This is a genomic window from Pseudoalteromonas sp. A757 (genome assembly GCF_004103285.1).
GTDB lineage: Bacteria > Pseudomonadota > Gammaproteobacteria > Enterobacterales > Alteromonadaceae > Pseudoalteromonas > Pseudoalteromonas galatheae.
The window spans coordinates 259,888-277,946 of the sequence record NZ_QNQN01000071.1 but is presented as its reverse complement, the minus strand read 5'-3'; the positions used below and the strand labels follow the sequence as shown (position 1 = coordinate 277,946).

The window sequence follows — 18,059 nt, the reverse complement described above, 5'->3', positions numbered from 1 at the left end:
AAAGGCTCTGTTAAGCCAAGCACCTTAACTTACAGTAACACCACTTACACATTTTTCAAGGTAAAGCCCTATACTGAGCTAAAGTAAAATAGAGCATTCAAACAATTTATTTCATCGCCAAGATTTTAGGACCTGTTGACCTTTCAAGTTTGTTTTTGCAGCAGTTTGATTGCCATTTATACTAGGCAGAGCCTGCGTAGCATAGTTATTCTATGTAAATCAGGCGATAACACAGTAGAAATGCCAATCAAGCGCTGCCCTTTGGGTTCACCTGAGTGTGCTTTGTTCATTGTTGCTCAACTTTTGCCTAGATTACTAGGCGGCAAGTCGAGCGTCGCGACCAAAACACACTCAGGAGAACAAAAATTAAACAGCAAAGAACAACAGGTCCTAAATAAATTTGAAAATTAAATTATCTATGTCAGTCTTGGAACGTACTTTTTAATAGGAATTAGCTATGACTGGATTACTCCATGCGTTTGTGCTCGACGGTCAAGGTGGCGGTAGACTACTTTGCGATCTGAGTGAAGTAAAATCCGTAATTCACAAAGAGCCTCTTTGGCTCCATTTCGACTACAGCTTCGACGAAACGACCGAATGGCTGAAGCAACAAACGTTTTTGGATGACTGGGAAAGAGAAGCACTAACCGCAGACGAAACTCGCCCGAGGATAGCTAATGGCGATGAAGGTTTACTGGTATTCTTGCGAGGTGTGAACCTTAACCCTAAGCAGAGCCCCGAAGACATGGTTTCTATTCGCTGTTTTGCAAATGATAAATTATTTATCACCTGCCGTAAGCGCCATATTATGTCCGCCCAAGATATGTTGGCACTGCTCAAAAAAGGTCAAGGCGCAAAAAGTATCGGTGAGCTACTGTCCACATTGGTGATGCGACTTTCTGTGCGAATGCAAGATATCATCTGGCAAATTGAAGAACAGCTTGACGAGTTTGAAGACGCAATGGAAGGCACTGAGCAATTGCCCAACTATCAGCAACTGTCAACATTAAGAAGACAAACCATTGGTTTAAAACGTTATCTTAAGCCTCAAAAGCTTGCTATTAACGAACTGCTCTTAGCAAAGCCTGCTTGGCTGGACGAAGATCATCATCATATGCTCGAAGAAGCGAGCAATGCCTTAAGTCGATATATCGAGGAGTTAGAAGCCGCGATTGAGCGTGCACAAGTGATCCAAAATGCTATCACCAACCATCAAAATGAGCAGTTAAACCAAAGAATGTACGTGATGTCCGTCGTTGCGGCCTTATTCTTACCACTTGGATTTTTAACAGGCTTGTTAGGAGTGAATATTGGCGGTATTCCTGGCACAGAATGGGGCGGCGCATTTGCCTTTTTTGTTATTATGTTGATAGTGCTAACAGGTGGTATTGGCGTGTACTTTAAACGTAAAGGCTGGTTGTAAGTAGGTATAAAAGTTGGCGCTCTCGCTAGGGATCGAACCTAGAACTCAGCCTCCGGAGGGCTACGTGATATCCATTTCACCACGAGAGCGTCGGCAACATAATAATGCTTAGTGCAAGCAATTGCCAGACAATGTTTGCTATATGACTAATTAGTAACCTATTTTTTAAAAAAAGCTGTACTTTGGGCAAAAAACCAGTTATTCAACTATGCTTTGAAAATAATAAAATAGAATGATATTGCTGCCAGTTCAGAAATATCGCGATACATCATTGAGGATCCCAAATATGACACCGATGACAACAGAGCAAGTTGCAGAGTTTCTTGACGTAAAGGTTGAGCGCGTAAGACGCCTCGCACGAGAAAACTTGCTAGTCGCCAAAGACACAGATGCCAATGGCGAACCTATCTTTGACAAAGCCGATGTTGAAAAATACAAAGAACTCGCACAGCGACTGGGTGGGATCTAAACTACCCAATAGTGATAGCCAGTAATGTGATCAAGGAATATCACACGCTACTGGCTTAGCTAGTTGTCACGATAACCACTGCTTCAGTAACTGTCTCAGTTTTTCAGCTTCTGTTATTACGCTACGCTGCTCGTACCATTGAATGCTAACAATCAAATAAATTTGGCAAAATACCGTCAGTTTAGCTTGAGCGTATGAGGGCATAACTTGGTGCTTTAGAGAAAAGTAAGACTCAACTACTATAAGCGATTCTTCAACGCCACAGCTAAAACTACACACCAGCGCTGCTAAATCAAAAAAGATGTCACTATGGCAAGCATACTCAAAGTCGATTAACCGAACTCCTTCCGGACTTTGAATAATATTGCTCATGACTAGGTCATTATGGCAAAATGCCAGATCCATGGGTAAAGAAGCTAAGCTTTCTATAAGCCGTTCGATATCAACTAAGTGACGTAGTTCCTCATCAATAGCCTGAACATAACCAACTAAATCCAGTACCTCATATACTTCAAGCTCTAAGCTATGCACCTGAATAACTTGTGCTAACAATTCAGGGGTGAGCCTTGGCTCAGCACACACTTGTGGCATAAAGGTGAACAATGCCATACGAGTGCGTAGGTCGTACTGCAGTACTTTAGAAGTAATGCCTTGCTGTGCTAATTTATTTTGTGCCTTTAAGGCTTCAGTAGGAATACCATGGCTATAGCACTTTAATAGATAGCTTTCACCTTTACTCACCATCAGGTAATTATTGTTACTCACACCTTTAGTTAGCTTTTCTAATCGCTCAGGTGAAACCTTGAATACGGTATCCACCTTTACTTTTAATTCTTCAAGCTCAGAGTGCTGCAAGCGTCTTTCCTTGCTTAGCTTCATATTCTTCGTACCAACGCTTGTAGCCCCAACACGCCATCAAGGTGTAGAAAATAAATAGTACCAGCGTAGGATAGAAACCTTTAAGGTAATAAAGGTAGATGGAGGCTGCATCAATCACGACCCAATATAACCAGTTTTCAAGAATTTTCTTAGCCACCAAATAGGTTGTCACTACTGCAAAACACGTGGTAAAGCTATCTAAATAAGCGAGATCCGCTGCCATATAATGCTTGGTTAAATAACCAAGCACAACAGAGGCCACAGAAGTAATAACAATGATTGAAAGGTGTTTTGATAACGACCAAGAAACGATATCACTGGGCTTATTTTTGTCACCCTGACGCCACATCCACCAACCAACAACAGCCATGACCATGTAGTAAAAGTGCAGCAGTGATTCCATCACTAGTGCTCCGTTCCAATACAGTACGGTATAAATAAAGGTGTTTATAAAAGCCACAGGCCAACACCAAATATTTTCTCGAATTGCTAGCAATAAATAGGCGACTGCCAGCACCACAGCGATATACTCCCAGCTCGACATCGCTGTGAATCCAGCAAAGGTTTCAGTAAGCCAGTCCATTAATCGCAGGCACTATCAGCTGGAGATAAGTCGCCTGAGATAAACTTACAAACAAAAATAGATTTTCCGTAAGCTTCAAATGAGTGTTTCATTTCTTGATTCAATACTGAGGTCACTAAATCAAATTCACCAAAGACCTGAGTTGACATCGTGTTTGTGATCACCTTGATCCCTTCATGCTCATTCAGCCTATCAATAAAACCTTTAATAAAAGGGATATAGTCTTGGTGCAGTGGGTACTTGCTTATTTCAACAGAAACTTGCATGGGCGCTCCTTACAAATGGCAGCCGATTATTGATATTGCAGATTTAGATTTTCCCCACCGGTAAAATCCGATTTCGGGGTATAGTTAATCCAATCTTGCTGATAGATAATTTTACCTTTTTCGTCAAACTTTAGCACTATCAGAAATCGCCAAGGCCCTAACTCGCGTGACGCATGATTAAAGCGATTAAAAACGCCTCTAGCAACCACAGTTCGAGTCGTGGTATCGACTATCTTATCTTCTACCACCAAGGCAGGTTGTTCATCCAGCACAGCAAAATTCCCTGCAGACCAATTAAAAAAAGCCGTAATTTGCTCTTTACCTTGTGCTTTATGGCCAAAAACCATATCTTCCAACACGGCATCTTCGGCATAGAACTCGATAAACTGCCTAAAGTTCTTCCGCTGAGCATAGGTATTAAAGTAAGCATCGGCATGGCTGATGAATGTATTCTTCTTACTGATATTAACGGAGTTACTACAACCACTCAGTATTAATATAAAAAATAACAAGAACCGATAGCGCATCATAGTCACTCCAAAAGCCGTATTAATCGAGTATAAAAAAAGCGCCTGTAGCGCTTAATTCGACGATGATAAAGTGTGTATTTTTATACTGTTACTATACCCAATGGTTTAGCGGTTTTCCACGCTCCACGGGTAAAGTCTGGAATACTCAATGATTCACTGCGATTAGCGACTGATTGAGCCGATAATGGAGAAATTACCGACCAAGCGGCACCGTCGTATACGTCTTGATCTAGCGCCTCACCATTGCGCAGGCAATAGATCATCCGCCAGAACATTAAAAAGTCCATACCACCATGACCGCCGTTGCGCTGTGCTTCTTCACCCATTTTAGTCCAAAGCGGATGGTCGTATTGTTTATACCATGAATCCATTTCGTAATCCCATTCATGGAAGCTCTTCGTACCACCTTGCTCTAACGCGATACGATTAGGGAAACCAGCAAAGACCCCATTAGTTCCTTGAATAAGATTGTGACGAGAATAAGGCCTAGGCGTGGTCGTATCATGTTGTACCATGATACTGCGTCCTTTGATGGTCTTAATCATCGTGGTATTCATATCACCCGCAATATAATGTAGTTGATTGCGTTCATGATCTGCCGGAAATTCGCGTTTTGCATAGGCTGCACGACCTAGGGCGGGAGAACTCATAGAAGTTAAGTAATCAAAACGGTCACCGCGGTTAATATTCATGTACTGAGATACAGGTCCTAAACCATGCGTTGGATATAGGTTACCATCTCGCTTAGTATGCCAGTGCGTACGCCATGAGCCGGTCTTGTGCTCAATTTCTTTCATTTGCCAACGTAGCTCATGAATATATGCAGCTTCACCATGCAACAACTCACCGAATACACCTTGGCGAACCATGTTCAGTACCATTAACTCATCACGACCGTAGTTGACATTTTCCATCATCATACAGTTCTTTTGCGTGCGCTCTGCGGTGTCGACTATCTGCCACATTTCTTCAACGGTCAGCGCTAAAGGTACTTCAACAAACGCGTGCTTACCACTGTTCATGGTATCTATTGCCATCGGCGCGTGCCATTTCCAAGGTGTTGAAATGATAACGATGTCAATATCATCCCGATTAAGCATTTCTTGGTACGCTAAGTCACCACCACGATACAGCGCAGGCTTCGGCAAACCTCGCTCGCGCACAAGATAATCAGCCGATTTTTCAAGCACTTCATCATGAGTATCACAAATCGCGACAATGCGTGCGCCATCGATGTGACTCATGCGCTTTACATGACCATAGCCACGTTGGCCAACCCCAATAAAACCAACCCGAACCACGTCCATTTTTGGTGCTACGAGTCCAATGACAGAGCGCCCTTGTTGCTTAGGTACAACGCTGTTATTTTGATTAGAACTTGCGCACCCAGCTACTACACTCGCAGCCGCAGCCGCTCCTGCGGCTTTTAAAAAGTCGCGGCGGTTTATATTTTTCATTCTTACTCCTAAACGATACTTCTTAACAGCACTAATACTGCTCGCTATCAAGCTAACCTATCCCAATCTTAGGTTCAAAACATTGCGATAAAGCCGCAAAAAAAGCGCTTGAAGCGCTTTTTCTTAAAATATATTAAACCGTTAAATTGCCCTGATAATATTATTCAGACAATCCTCTTTTTCTAGCACACTGGAATATAACGCAAACTGGTTCTTCGCACGGTCAAGATTATGATTGGCTCTGTGGGTTGCAAAATAATTATCTCCATCTAGGTGATCTGTTAAAAATCTCAGACCTATCATGAATGGCATCACTTTTGCCCCAAGAATAAAACTGTCTTTTTCTGCTGCAGTCACACTGTCTTGTAACGGTTCAATATACCCTTGCGCCAGCGCAGCAAAGATATTTTCTCTTACCTGCACATTACTCAAATTCGTAGAGTCTTCAGCTTCTGGTGAACAGAAGGTGCGCACCATATCGCCAAAATCAAACAACCAGTTACCCGGCATACACGTATCTAAGTCGATAACGGCTCGTGCTGCATCACTCTGTGTTGAAAACAGCATGTTGTTGATTTTGGTATCGTTGTGGCAAGCTCTAAGTGGCACTTGTTTTTGTGCCTGCTGCAATTCTTCTGCAAGTGCAAATTGCTGCTGAAAAGCGGCGATAACATCACTGCACTTTTCCGCGCGACCATGCTCATCTTTCGCTAGTACTTGGTTAAATGCGTCAATACGCATCGCCAAGTTATGAAAGTTTGGAATGACATGATGTAACTGCGCGGCATCAAAATCATTTAGCGCATGCGCAAACTGCCCGAAGGCGTTTGCAGCCGTTAATGCTTGTTGTTCGTTTGCCACTACGTCTTCGCTATAACTGCGGCCAATAAATGCAAGCGCACGCCAAACTTCGTCATTAATATCGACTAAATATTGGCCTGAACTCGTCGCTAGATGCTTGATGATAGCGAGACTATATTCACCATTTAAGGCTTTTGCTGTTAAGTGCTGTTCAATCGCTCGCGCATTTTCAACAAGGTGTAAAGGGTTTGGAAATACCGTGGTATTTAGCTTTTGTACTACCATGGTTTTGTGGTTGTCCTGCAACAGCATAGTCGTGTTGATATGACCACTACCAATCGGCTTCATTTTAGCTTCTTCACTAATGAGACCATATTCATCAGCGAGTTGTTGCGCAACGGCTTGATACTCCATATTCACCTCAAAAGGAGTTAAGTCGGATATAGTTGTGTGGAGATGATTATCTTCCCTGACGTGCTTCATAAATCTTTCTCGCGACAATGTCTAGTTCGCTCTTATAAGTTATACCGTACCAATGTGATTTAGCTTGGTAGACCGACACGGTTTGTAGGCCCTTATTGATACTGTGTTGGATACAATCCGGCAGATAATACTCTTTTTTGACACCGTTGTCATAATTCCTTAAAAACGCGTTAAACCCGGCTTCTAATGAATCAAAAAGTGACGGCATCACCCCCCAGCAGGTCATCGAAGCCAGCGCAGACTTCGCGATTTCACACCGCTTACCTGCAATATCGCCTGACAACTCGCCGTTTTCAAAGCGAATATCTAATGCCTCTTCAACCGAGTGTAGTTGTTGCGCCTGTACCTGACAAACACCACGGTTTACGCCACCTTGATCTGATAAGGTATTTATAATTGGATATGCGACCATCGCCATATTTCTATGATGTTGAAAATGTTCAACAAGCTGCTCAAATGCATCAGGCCCGTAATAATCATCCGCCGTAATAACTATCGCTGGCTTATCAACGTATGGTTTTGCACACAACAACGCATGCCCTGTGCCCCATGGTTTTTCTCGCCCTGCCAAACAGTCGATAAATTCATTCGGAATATCGCTAAGCCTCTGCTGCACTAAAGTGATGTTCAGCGCCTCCGGCAATCGTGGCAATATCACATTTTCGATTAGGCTTCGCACTTTGTCATTAATGATCAAAATAACATCGCGCACACCAGCATGATGCGCGTCAATTATGCTCAATTCCATAATGCTTTTATCGATATTTGGTAGCGCTGCAACCTGCTTATTACCACCAAAGCGGCTTCCTAATCCACCTGCCAAAATGATCAGCTTAGGGGGTTGTTCGATTCGTATCATTGAAAATATATCAAAACTCAAATAAGCGGATAAGTGTACTGAGCTTTTGCGCAGAATAAAAGCAATTGCGAGAAAAGGCACCCTCGCAATTAGTGTGAACTAGCTAAACTTTTGGCATAAGTACTTTATTTCTTGGTATTCAAGCAGTCCTTCCTGCGCCCCTTCTCGGCCAAGACCTGAAAACTTCACTCCGCCAAAAGGCGCTACAGGATTGGATATTGCCCCTTCATTAATCCCAATCATGCCATACTCAAGTGCTTGACTTACTCGCCTTATTTGATTGCTATCATTTGAGTAAAAATAGGCAGCAAGCCCTTCTGGCACAGAGTTTGCCATTCTTACCACTTCATCTTCACTCTCAAAATCAATAATGCTGACAATCGGTGCAAAAATTTCTTCGTGGAAGATCCGCATGGTGCTATTTACACCCGTGATAACTACCGGTGCCATAAATTGGCCGTTTTGTTTGTCACCTTGATAAGCGATGCTCGCGCCTTTAGTTAACGCATCTTCCAACAGCTGCTGTGCTTTTTGTTTGGCTTCGAGTGAAATGAGTGGACCAATATCAACACCTTGCTCTAAACCATTTCCCAAGGTGAGCGTGCTAACCTGCTGAGTAAGCGTAGTGAGTAGTTCTGCCGCGATATCTTTTGTGACAAACACGCGATTTGCGGCCACACAAGTTTGCCCTGCATTTCTAAACTTCGCTGCCATCAAACCACTTACCGCTTGCTCAACATCAGCGCTGTCGAAAACAATAAATGGTGCATTACCACCAAGCTCCATTGACGTTCTTTTCACTGTGTCGGCACATTGCTTCAACAACGCACTCCCCACTTGTGTTGACCCCGTAAACGTGAGTTTTCGAACTTGTGGTGACTCAGTAAGATATGCGACTAACCCTTTAGAATCGTTAGTCACTAACACCTGAAAAGCGCCAACTTCCATCCCTGCCTGAATAGCCAGCTTTGCAAGGGCAATGGCCGCAAGAGGAGTTTTCTCAGAGGGCTTTAAAATAAAACTACAGCCTGCTGCATAGGCTGGTGCTACTTTTCTGGTGATCATCGCCAGTGGAAAATTCCATGGAGTGATCCCAAGTACAACACCAACCCCTTGTCTGATTGTAGTTAGCTCATGTGACTGAGAATGGCTGGGAATAACCTGCCCATAGGCGCGCTTAGCTTCTTCGCTATACCATTCAATAAATCCTGCAGCATAATCCGCCTCGGCAAGTGCCTCTTTAAGCGGTTTGCCTTGTTCCTTAGTGACGATTTCAGCCAAGGCCTGACGATGTTCTATTACTAGCTCGTGCCATTTTCTAAGTACTTGGCTACGGGCGTGTGCCGTCGTGCTAGCAAGTTTTTCAAAGGTTTCAACCGCTGCTTGCAGCGCTTTATCTGCTGCCTGATTATCCGCCTCAGAAACCTGTGCAAGCTGCTCTCCAGTTGCAGGATTAACCACATCGACTTGCGTTTTACTATGATGTGCTTGGCCATTGATAAGCGAAAATTCGGGATTACTGATGAGTGACATAGCGTTCCTCCTAGAAAAGCAAAAAGCCGTAGTATAAGACTACGGCTTTTATTAAATTTGTCAGTAACAACCTAGGTTGTTAGCAGCACTTAATGGTCTTCATTAACGATATTGAGATTGTACTTCGGAATTTCAACTACTAAGTCTTCATCACTAATTATCGCTTGGCAACCTAAACGAGACTCAGCTTCAAGACCCCATGCTTTATCTAGCATGTCATCTTCTAACTCATCACTCTCTTCAAGTGAGTCAAACCCTTCACGAACAACGATATGGCATGTGGTACATGCGCATGATTTTTCACAGGCATGTGGAATACTAATACCGTTTTTCAACGCCACATCGAGTACAGTTTCACCCGTTTTCGCTTCGATTGCAGCACCTTCCGGACATAACTCTTCATGGGGTAAAAAGATAATTTGTGGCATATTACACCTCGTCTACCGACTGCCCTTGCAGTGCCTTTTTAATTGATTCATCCATACGGCGTGAAGCAAAATCGCTACTCGCCTGATCGACTTCTTCGATCGCCTTTTTAATCTGCTCTGGATTGTCTGCACTTTCGCGAATTTGTGCAAGTTCAGTCATTGCACCGCGCAGTGTATTGAGCTCATCTTCTGCCAACAGATGACCATCCGTTGCAAGCGATGCCTCTAACGCTTCTAATACACGCAGCGCTTCAACCTGCTGTTCTTTAAGCATACGAGCGCTCATGTCTTCTTTGGCATTGCTCATCGAATCTTTTAGCATTTGTGCTACTTGGTCATCGCTCAAACCAAACGACGGTTTGACTTGGATCTCAGCCTGCACGCCTGTCGACTTTTCTTCAGCGGAAACACTCAATAGACCATCAGCGTCAACTCTAAAAGTGACTCGAATGTGCGCTGCGCCTGCCGCCATTGGTGGGATGCCTTTTAGACTAAATTTAGCTAAGCTACGACAATCATCAACGAGCTCACGCTCACCTTGCAACACATGTAATGACATAGCGGTTTGACCATCTTTAAAGGTGGTAAACTCTTGTGCGCGTGCAACAGGAATAGTGGTATTACGCGGAATGATTTTTTCAACCAACCCCCCCATAGTTTCTAGCCCTAAAGACAATGGCAATACATCAAGCAGTAACATATCAGAGTCAGGTTTGTTACCCACTAGAATATCAGCTTGGATAGCAGCACCTAATGCCACCACACGGTCTGGATCGATTGATGTTAGCGGCTCTTTGGCAAAGAAACTCCCAACTTCTTCACGCACCACTGGCATACGAGTCGAACCACCCACCATCACAACCTGCAAGACTTCTTCTGATGTGACATCGGCGTCTTTTAACGCGCGGCGACAAGAGCGCAAAGTCTTTTTAACCAGTGGCATTGCCATTTCAGCAAATGCTTGACGCGTGATCGTAACAACCAACTTTTGCTCGCGAACTGGTAGCTCTACATTTACCGTTTCATAGCTTGAAAGCGCTTCTTTACAGGCTCTTGCCTTGTTGATAAACAAGCGTAGCTCTTTTGGGTTTAAATCAAATAGCTGCGTTTGCTGTTTAAAGAAATCGACCAACAATGAATCAAAGTCATCACCACCAAGACTAGAATCACCACCTGTTGATAATACCTCAAACACTCCTTGGTTTAAGCGCAAGATTGAAATATCAAACGTACCACCACCAAGATCATATACCGCTATCACACCTTCTTGACCAGAGTCTAGGCCGTAAGCTACCGCAGCCGCAGTCGGCTCGTTGAGAAGTCTTAATACTTTTAGACCAGCAAGCTCGGCTGCGTCTTTTGTACTTTGCCTTTGTGCATCATCAAAATATGCAGGTACAGTGATCACTGCGCCCATCACATCTTCACCAGCAAAACTATCAATAGCACGTTGGTGTAATGTTTTTAAAATTTCAGCGGAGGCTTGCACTGGGCTTACAGCGCCTGCTACGGTTTCAATAGCTAGCGAACCGTTATTATCGACAAAGTTATAAGGCAACTGACCATAGCTTTGTTCTATTTCAGATTGTGTTTTACCTAAAAAACGTTTTACAGAAATAAGCGTATTAGTGGGGTCTTCAGCAGAAGCAGCTTGGGCTTGTTCACCAACGATAACCTCTGAGTCGGTGTACCTCACTACCGACGGCAGCATAGGTTTACCCATTAAATCGCTAAGGGTCTTCGTTTCGCCACTTTGTACTGTTGCCACAAGAGAGTTCGTGGTACCTAAGTCAATACCAATCGCTAATTTATGCTCATGAGGTGCCGCGCTCTGCCCCGGCTCAGCAATTTGCAATAATGCCATAATGCTCTTTTCACTTTAACGTTTGTTGATGCTATACATCATCAATCGAATAATTCATCTTCGATACGTGCTAATTCGTCGCGTAACTTATAGACAAACTTTAGCTTACGAATATTGTCTGCTGCGGCTTCCAACTTGCTCATGTCATCGCTTTGAAGCTGCTCGGCAAGAGAGGCGCTAAACTCTGTATCTAACGCTTTAATCTGTGTTTCGAACTCTGCAATCGCGCCATCAGGATCCGCCGCATCAGGTAATTCTTCTAATGCTTCACGCAGCTCCATCTGTTGCATTAAAAACATAGGATCTTGCAACGTTTGTTGCTCTGCACGTATGTCTACACCCTTCTCGCTCAGCATATACTCGGCACGCTTAACTGGGTGTTTGAGCACCGCTAGCGCGTCATTGATCTCTGCGGTTTTCTGTACCGCGAGCAATTTCTCACGCTCACTTTTACCAGCAAATCTATCTGGATGAACTGCACGCTGTAGCTCTAAATAACCTTGATTTAGTTTGTTTAAATCAACGTGATAATCAACAGGTAAATCAAATAATTCAAAATAACGCATACGCACCTAATACAGCAAAGCCCCACCAAGGCAGGGCTTTAAGCTATTCACTATTGCAAACTATACGGTGAAGCTTTCGCCACAGCCACATTCGTCTTTCTGATTTGGGTTATTGAACTTAAACCCTTCATTCAGACCTTCTTTTGTGTAATCAAGCTCTGTGCCGTCGATATAAACTAAACTTTTTGCATCAACGATGATTTTGACATCTTTGTCTTCAAATACTTCATCGCCTTCATCTAAATCGTCGACAAATTCGAGAACATAAGCAAGACCTGAACAGCCCGTGGTTTTAATACCAACGCGCAGCCCTATGCCTTTTCCACGGTTACTCAAAAAGGCTAATACGCGATTAGCGGCTGCATCTGTTAACGTCACTGCCATAATAGTCTCTTACTTCGCTTGTTTACTCTTATAATCTGCAATCGCAGCTTGAATCGCATCTTCGGCCAAAATTGAACAGTGGATTTTCACTGGTGGCAACTCAAGCTCAGCACTGATATCAGTGTTTTTGATAGTCGCGGCTTCTTCTAACGATTTACCTTTCACCCACTCAGTTACAAGGGATGATGATGCAATCGCGCTACCACAACCATATGTCTTGAATTTCGCATCTTCGATGATGCCTGTTTCAGAAACTTTAATTTGTAGTTTCATTACGTCGCCACATGCAGGTGCCCCCACCATGCCCGTTGCTACGCTTGGATCGTTCTTGTCTAAAGAACCTACGTTACGTGGGTTCTCAACGTGGTCGATAACTTTATCACTGTAAGCCATAACTATTTCCTCACTACCTGCTTGCGGCTGGATGGTATCCAGCCAGCGGCTAAAACTTGCTTAATGGTGTGCCCATTCAACGCTATCTAAGTCGATGCCATCTTGGTGCATTTCCCAAAGCGGTGACATCTCACGTAAGCGACCAATAGAATTCTTAAGAAGGTTGACTGTGTAATCGATCTCTTCTTCTGTCGTAAAACGACCAATACTGAAACGGATTGAGCTGTGTGCTAATTCGTCATTACGACCTAGAGCACGCAGTACATAAGATGGCTCTAAGCTCGCCGATGTACATGCAGAACCAGAAGAAACCGCAATGTCTTTAACCGCCATTAGTAGACTTTCACCTTCAACAAAATTGAAGCTGATGTTTACAATGCCAGGTACTGATTGGTCGATAGCACCATTAAAATAGACTTCGTCCATATCCATTAGGCCATCCAATAGACGCTGACGAAGCGCACTGATGTGTGCATGGTCTTTTTCAAAGTCTTGCTTAGCAATTCTAAATGCTGTGCCCATACCCACGATTTGGTGAGTAGCAAGAGTACCTGAACGCATACCGCGCTCATGACCACCACCGTGCATTTGTGCTTCTAAACGCGCACGTGGCTTACGGCGTACGTACAAGGCACCGATACCTTTAGGGCCATAAACTTTGTGGCCAGAAAATGACATAAAGTCTACTTTTAATGTTTGTAGGTCGATTAGTACCTTGCCAGCACTTTGCGCTGCATCAACATGGAACATGATCTTGCGCTCACGACACATCTCACCAATAGTCGCGATATCTTGAATAACACCTAGCTCGTTATTAACGTGCATTACGCTCACTAGAACAGTGTCTTCACGCATGGTTGCTTCAAGCTTTTTCAAGTCAAGTAAGCCGTTATCTTCAACATCCATATAAGTCACTTCAAAACCCTGACGCTCAAGCTCACGGCAGGTGTCTAGTACCGCTTTGTGCTCTGTACGAACGGTGATGATGTGCTTGCCTTTCTTTTTATAGAACTGTGCAGCACCTTTGATTGCAAGGTTGTTTGACTCAGTTGCACCAGATGTGAAAACGATTTCACGCGGATCAGCGTTGATTAAATCAGCGATATCATTACGCGCCTGATCAACCAGTTCTTCTGCTTGCCAACCGAAACGGTGTGAACGAGAAGCTGGATTACCAAAGTTACCATCCATTGTCAGGCACTGCATCATCTCGTCTGCAACACGCTGATCAACCGGAGCGGTTGCTGCATAATCTAGATATATCGGTAATTTCATTTATCTCTCCGCTTGACGTCAACCTAGAGTTGACAGCTCACTTGAATATTGTCTAATTGCTCGATAACACGTTTAACGTGCTTATCTTGCCGCGTTGCTACGGATTGAACATCCGCGTCGGCGACTAACTCGGCTAGGGAAATATTATTTAAAAACTCTTCAATTCGCACACTTAAGTCAGACCACAATGAATGAGTCAGACAGCGCATACCGCTTTGGCAACCGCCGCCTTCGCCGTGACAACGTGTTGCGTCAACGGACTCGTCAACAGCACTAATCACATCGCCAACGGAAATTGTGTGTGCATCACGGCCCAATAAATAGCCGCCACCCGGACCACGTACAGAGCTTACTAAGCCATGTTTACGTAGACGGGCAAATAATTGTTCAAGGTAAGATAGCGAAATCTCTTGTCGTTCAGAGATATCTGCCAGTGGAACAGGGCCAATACTTGCGTGTAACGCAACATCTAACATTGCTGTCACGGCGTATCTGCCTTTTGATGTCAGTTTCATGCATAACCCCCGCTAATTTACCAAGCCGCAAATTTTAATTACTTGACTAAGATAGTCAAGTATTAACCAAGCATAATAACGGCTTTAAATCTGCAACCCTCGTATGCCTACCCAAAATACCCGAGTAATTTAATCAGGTATTATGGACATTGTAATTACCTGAGTATTTTAGTCAAGTATTGGTGATGAAGATTTATGCAAGATTTCACAAAAGGAATGTTTAATATTTAGACAGTAGAAATATAACAGTATTGGCACACTGAGTTGGCCAATACTGTCATCGTGTTTGGTTTACTTGTTAGTAGATTTATCTATTGAACTTAGGATCCCACGTAGAATATTAAGTTCTTGATCTTCCGGTCTAGCACGGTTGAACAAACGCTTTAGCTTAGTCATTACCATGCCTGGATGCTGCTTAATGATAAAGCCAGTGTCATTCAAGGTATTTTCAAGATGCTCGTAAAATAACTCCATCTGCTTTGATGAAGGGTAAACGGCTTCATCCACTTCTTCTGGCTGCTTTTGTTGCGTGTCTAAGTAAGTCATACGCGTTTCGTAAGCCAATGTTTGCACTGCCATTGCAAGATTAAGCGAGCTATACTCAGGATTAGCCGGAATACATACGTGATAGTTGCACAATTGCAACTCTTCATTTGTTAGGCCGCTATTCTCACGACCGAATACAAGGGCGACAGGACCATTCACCGACTCAGCAACCAATTTTTGCGCACACTCACGCGGGTCTACCATTGGCCACGACAAAGTGCGTGAGCGCGCACTCGTGCCAATAGTTAAAGCACAATCAGCAATCGCCTCTTGAAGCGTATCGACTTTAGTCGCTGCACCCAACACGTCGGTTGCGCCAGCCGCCAATGCACTTGCATGGCTGTCCACTTCACATGCAGGGTCAACTAAATAAAGCTTAGATAACCCCATCGTCTTCATCGCTCTCGCAACTGAGCCAATATTGCCAGAGTGTGAGGTGTTCACTAATACAATTCGAATATCTTCTAAAGCCATTTACACGAGTCTCAAACAAAAATAATGGCGCAGTGTAGCATATCTAATTTGCGTTTTTCCAAGCTCCACAACCAGAAATTAAAAATCTTTGCGCAGCAAGGAAGTACAAAAAACAACCAAACAAATTTACAATTGGTTATTTACTTTAGACAAAAAACCGCTAGAATACGCCGGCTCAAAATGATCCTGTTCTTTTACAACCTAAAGGTAATGCTATGCATCCAATGTTGAACATTGCGGTACGCGCTGCGCGTAACGCGGGTAAGGTTATCTTACGTGCAAGTGAAGATTTATCGCGCGTTGAAGCCACTCAAAAAGGCACTAATGATTTAGTTACAAACATCGATAAAGATGCGGAATCAATCATTCGTGACACTATTTTAAAATCTTACCCTGATCACGCTATTGTTGGTGAAGAATTTGGTCACCACGAAGGCAAAGATGCAGACTACCTTTGGGTTATCGATCCTCTAGACGGTACCACTAACTTCGTTAAAGGTATTCCTCACTATGCTGTTTCTATCGCGTTAAGAGTTAAAGGCCGCGTAGAGCAAGCAGTTGTATACGATCCAATCCGCGACGAATTATTTACCGCTTCTCGTGGTCAAGGCGCACAGCTAAACAACAAACGTATTCGTGTGTCTAAGTCTATTGAATTACAAGGCACTGTGCTTGCCACGGGTTTCCCTTTCAAGCAAAAGCACCACATGGATGCCTACCTAGAAGCATTCAAAGCATTATTCATTCATACAGCTGATATCCGCCGTGCGGGCTCTGCAGCTTTAGACATGGCATATGTTGCAGCAGGTCGTATGGATGGTTTCTTTGAAATTGGCCTTAAGCCTTGGGATACAGCAGCTGGTGAGCTGCTAGTAAAAGAAGCTGGTGGTATGGTTACAGACTTTGCAGGTGGTGCTAACTTTAACCGTAGCGGCAACATCATCTGTGGCGCACCTAAGCTTTGCCAAGCGATTGTAAAAGAAATTCGCCCGGTATTAACTGAGTCATTGCTAAAATAATAGCGCTGGCTTAGATGAAAAAACCCAAGCACTGCTTGGGTTTTTTTATGTCTGATTCAATCTAGGAATAACAATAGTAAGAGCTAGCTGTTATTCCAAACTCAGCTATTTAAGTTGAGCGACGGATACCTACTTAATTTCCACACGGGCTGAGCGCATTACGATTTCATCGTTTAGCTCAATACCAAGTCCCGGCTCTTCTGACACTCTAAAGATACCGTTCTTAGGCTGTGGATCTTGCAAGCATAGCTCTCTGTTCCACTTTTTGATTGCGTAAGTATGGTGCTCATGGATCAGGAAGTTTGGGATGGCGGTTTCCAAGTGCAACGAAGCAGCGGTTGCTACCGGGCCACCACAAACGTGTGCCTGAATACGGATATCAAAGATATCGGCGTAATCACATACCTTCTTGGTTTCCGTAAAGCCACCACACAGGCCAATATCTGGCTGCAGCACATCAATACTTTGATCTTCAAAATAAGGGCGAACACCCCAGCGGTTATACAAACGTTCACCACCAGCGATTGGCACTGAGGTCTTGTTGGCTACCTTTGCATGTAAAGAGTGGTTTAGATAATTCACCGGCTCTTCATAATACATACAATCAAATTCTTCAGCGATGTCTGCAATTTGAATGGCTGATGTCGCGCCTGGTAAGCTGTGGCATTCAAAGATAATGTCGACTTCATCACCTACCGCTTCACGAATAGCCTTCATTCTTGCACGGTATAATTTCATTTCCGCGCGCGAGATAAGCTTAGTTCTGTCGTAATAGGTGTTGCCATCTTTATCGTACTGAATTGGGTCAACTTTAACCGCATCATACCCTTCTGCAATGGCTTTGTGAGCCGCTTCAGCATATTCATGTGGCTGAACTAATGCTTTAAACTCGCTGTCCCAGTCAAACTGTAATTGCGAGGCATAGGTGCGAAGCTCAGGGTTCACTTTACCACCAAGCAATTGATAAACAGGTAGGTTTAAGGCTTTACCTTTAATATCCCAAAGCGCAGTATCTATTGCCGACATCGCCGCATATACCACAGGCCCGCCACCTAAACCCCAGAAGCTTTCTCTGAGCATACGGGACCAGAGCAACTCAGTTTGAAAAGGGTCATGACCAATCAAAAAGGCTTCAGCCATTTCTTTAATCATACTGGCCGCAGCGCTGTGGCGAGGTCGTATGCAAGCCCTGCTTCACCTACTCCTGAAATACCTTCATCGGTGTGAATACGCACAAAAACAGGTGTCCAAGCAGGTCTATCTGGACAATGAATATCGAAGACTTCGACGCGATTAACTTTCATGTTGACTC

19 protein-coding genes, 1 tRNA gene and 1 pseudogene are annotated in these 18,059 nt (G+C 43.8%); 3 read left to right on the top strand and 18 right to left on the bottom strand.

Annotated elements, in window-relative coordinates:
• The first annotated feature begins 457 nt into the window (after nt 1–457).
• A complete protein-coding gene (locus DRB05_RS15540; RefSeq protein ID WP_128727733.1) occupies nt 458–1,423 on the top strand; it encodes a zinc transporter ZntB in 966 nt (321 codons plus the stop codon).
• A 14-nt stretch (nt 1,424–1,437) separates the two neighbouring features.
• Here the strand turns inward: DRB05_RS15540 and DRB05_RS15535 are convergent.
• Nucleotides 1,438–1,512, bottom strand: a tRNA-Arg gene (locus DRB05_RS15535).
• Between the two features lie 197 nt (nt 1,513–1,709).
• Between DRB05_RS15535 and DRB05_RS15530 the strand changes: the two genes are divergently transcribed.
• A complete protein-coding gene (locus DRB05_RS15530; RefSeq protein ID WP_010607231.1) occupies nt 1,710–1,892 on the top strand; it encodes a helix-turn-helix domain-containing protein in 183 nt (60 codons plus the stop codon).
• 66 nt (nt 1,893–1,958) lie between these two features.
• Here DRB05_RS15530 and DRB05_RS15525 read toward each other — a convergent pair whose 3' ends face one another.
• The 16 genes from DRB05_RS15525 to trmJ all read right to left on the bottom strand — a co-directional run bounded on the left by DRB05_RS15525 (nt 1,959) and on the right by trmJ (nt 15,728).
• Nucleotides 1,959–2,771 carry a phosphotransferase gene (locus tag DRB05_RS15525; protein ID WP_235956576.1) on the bottom strand — a complete coding sequence of 271 codons (813 nt, stop codon included), beginning with the start codon at nt 2,769–2,771 and terminating at the stop codon, nt 1,959–1,961.
• Nucleotides 2,734–3,354 (bottom strand): nicotinamide riboside transporter PnuC, encoded by a 621-nt coding sequence (gene pnuC, locus DRB05_RS15520; protein ID WP_128727732.1) that lies wholly within the window; start codon nt 3,352–3,354, stop codon nt 2,734–2,736. The genes DRB05_RS15525 and pnuC overlap by 38 nt, the downstream gene beginning before the upstream one ends.
• A complete protein-coding gene (locus DRB05_RS15515; protein ID WP_128727731.1) occupies nt 3,354–3,620 on the bottom strand; it encodes a YkoF family thiamine/hydroxymethylpyrimidine-binding protein in 267 nt (88 codons plus the stop codon). The genes pnuC and DRB05_RS15515 overlap by 1 nt, the downstream gene beginning before the upstream one ends.
• A 26-nt stretch (nt 3,621–3,646) precedes the next feature.
• A complete protein-coding gene (locus DRB05_RS15510) occupies nt 3,647–4,150 on the bottom strand; it encodes a nuclear transport factor 2 family protein (protein WP_128727730.1) in 504 nt (167 codons plus the stop codon).
• Between the two features lie 80 nt (nt 4,151–4,230).
• A complete protein-coding gene (locus tag DRB05_RS15505; protein ID WP_102057530.1) occupies nt 4,231–5,607 on the bottom strand; it encodes a Gfo/Idh/MocA family oxidoreductase in 1,377 nt (458 codons plus the stop codon).
• A 141-nt stretch (nt 5,608–5,748) separates the two neighbouring features.
• Nucleotides 5,749–6,822: an aminoglycoside phosphotransferase family protein gene (locus DRB05_RS15500; protein WP_128727752.1), complete on the bottom strand. Its 1,074-nt coding sequence runs from the start codon at nt 6,820–6,822 to the stop codon at nt 5,749–5,751.
• Nucleotides 6,823–6,868: 46 nt separating this feature from the next.
• Entirely contained in the window at nt 6,869–7,750 is an 882-nt protein-coding gene (locus tag DRB05_RS15495; protein ID WP_162847795.1) for an NTP transferase domain-containing protein, read from the bottom strand.
• Between the two features lie 99 nt (nt 7,751–7,849).
• On the bottom strand, nt 7,850–9,283 hold the full coding sequence (locus tag DRB05_RS15490; protein WP_128727729.1) for an NAD-dependent succinate-semialdehyde dehydrogenase: 1,434 nt from the start codon (nt 9,281–9,283) through the stop codon (nt 7,850–7,852).
• An 89-nt stretch (nt 9,284–9,372) separates the two neighbouring features.
• A complete protein-coding gene (gene fdx, locus DRB05_RS15485) occupies nt 9,373–9,711 on the bottom strand; it encodes an ISC system 2Fe-2S type ferredoxin (protein WP_010607222.1) in 339 nt (112 codons plus the stop codon).
• Between the two features lies 1 nt (nt 9,712).
• Entirely contained in the window at nt 9,713–11,575 is a 1,863-nt protein-coding gene (gene hscA, locus DRB05_RS15480) for a Fe-S protein assembly chaperone HscA (protein ID WP_128727728.1), read from the bottom strand.
• A 41-nt stretch (nt 11,576–11,616) separates the two neighbouring features.
• Nucleotides 11,617–12,141 (bottom strand): co-chaperone HscB, encoded by a 525-nt coding sequence (gene hscB / locus DRB05_RS15475; protein ID WP_128727727.1) that lies wholly within the window; start codon nt 12,139–12,141, stop codon nt 11,617–11,619.
• Between the two features lie 60 nt (nt 12,142–12,201).
• A complete protein-coding gene (gene iscA / locus DRB05_RS15470) occupies nt 12,202–12,525 on the bottom strand; it encodes an iron-sulfur cluster assembly protein IscA (protein ID WP_010378967.1) in 324 nt (107 codons plus the stop codon).
• Between the two features lie 9 nt (nt 12,526–12,534).
• Nucleotides 12,535–12,918 carry a Fe-S cluster assembly scaffold IscU gene (gene iscU / locus DRB05_RS15465; RefSeq protein ID WP_095729783.1) on the bottom strand — a complete coding sequence of 128 codons (384 nt, stop codon included), beginning with the start codon at nt 12,916–12,918 and terminating at the stop codon, nt 12,535–12,537.
• A 60-nt stretch (nt 12,919–12,978) separates the two neighbouring features.
• Nucleotides 12,979–14,193: an IscS subfamily cysteine desulfurase gene (locus tag DRB05_RS15460; RefSeq protein ID WP_010378962.1), complete on the bottom strand. Its 1,215-nt coding sequence runs from the start codon at nt 14,191–14,193 to the stop codon at nt 12,979–12,981.
• 23 nt (nt 14,194–14,216) lie between these two features.
• Nucleotides 14,217–14,708: a Fe-S cluster assembly transcriptional regulator IscR gene (gene iscR / locus DRB05_RS15455; RefSeq protein ID WP_128727726.1), complete on the bottom strand. Its 492-nt coding sequence runs from the start codon at nt 14,706–14,708 to the stop codon at nt 14,217–14,219.
• A 291-nt stretch (nt 14,709–14,999) separates the two neighbouring features.
• Nucleotides 15,000–15,728 carry a tRNA (cytosine(32)/uridine(32)-2'-O)-methyltransferase TrmJ gene (gene trmJ / locus DRB05_RS15450; protein ID WP_128727725.1) on the bottom strand — a complete coding sequence of 243 codons (729 nt, stop codon included), beginning with the start codon at nt 15,726–15,728 and terminating at the stop codon, nt 15,000–15,002.
• 215 nt (nt 15,729–15,943) lie between these two features.
• Here trmJ and suhB point away from each other — a divergent pair, with 215 nt between their 5' ends.
• On the top strand, nt 15,944–16,747 hold the full coding sequence (gene suhB / locus DRB05_RS15445; RefSeq protein ID WP_099643970.1) for an inositol-1-monophosphatase: 804 nt from the start codon (nt 15,944–15,946) through the stop codon (nt 16,745–16,747).
• A 129-nt stretch (nt 16,748–16,876) separates the two neighbouring features.
• On the opposite strand, the pseudogene DRB05_RS15440 reads toward suhB, so the two are convergent.
• A pseudogene (locus DRB05_RS15440) lies at nt 16,877–18,051 on the bottom strand (mandelate racemase/muconate lactonizing enzyme family protein).
• Nucleotides 18,052–18,059: the final 8 nt, after the last annotated feature.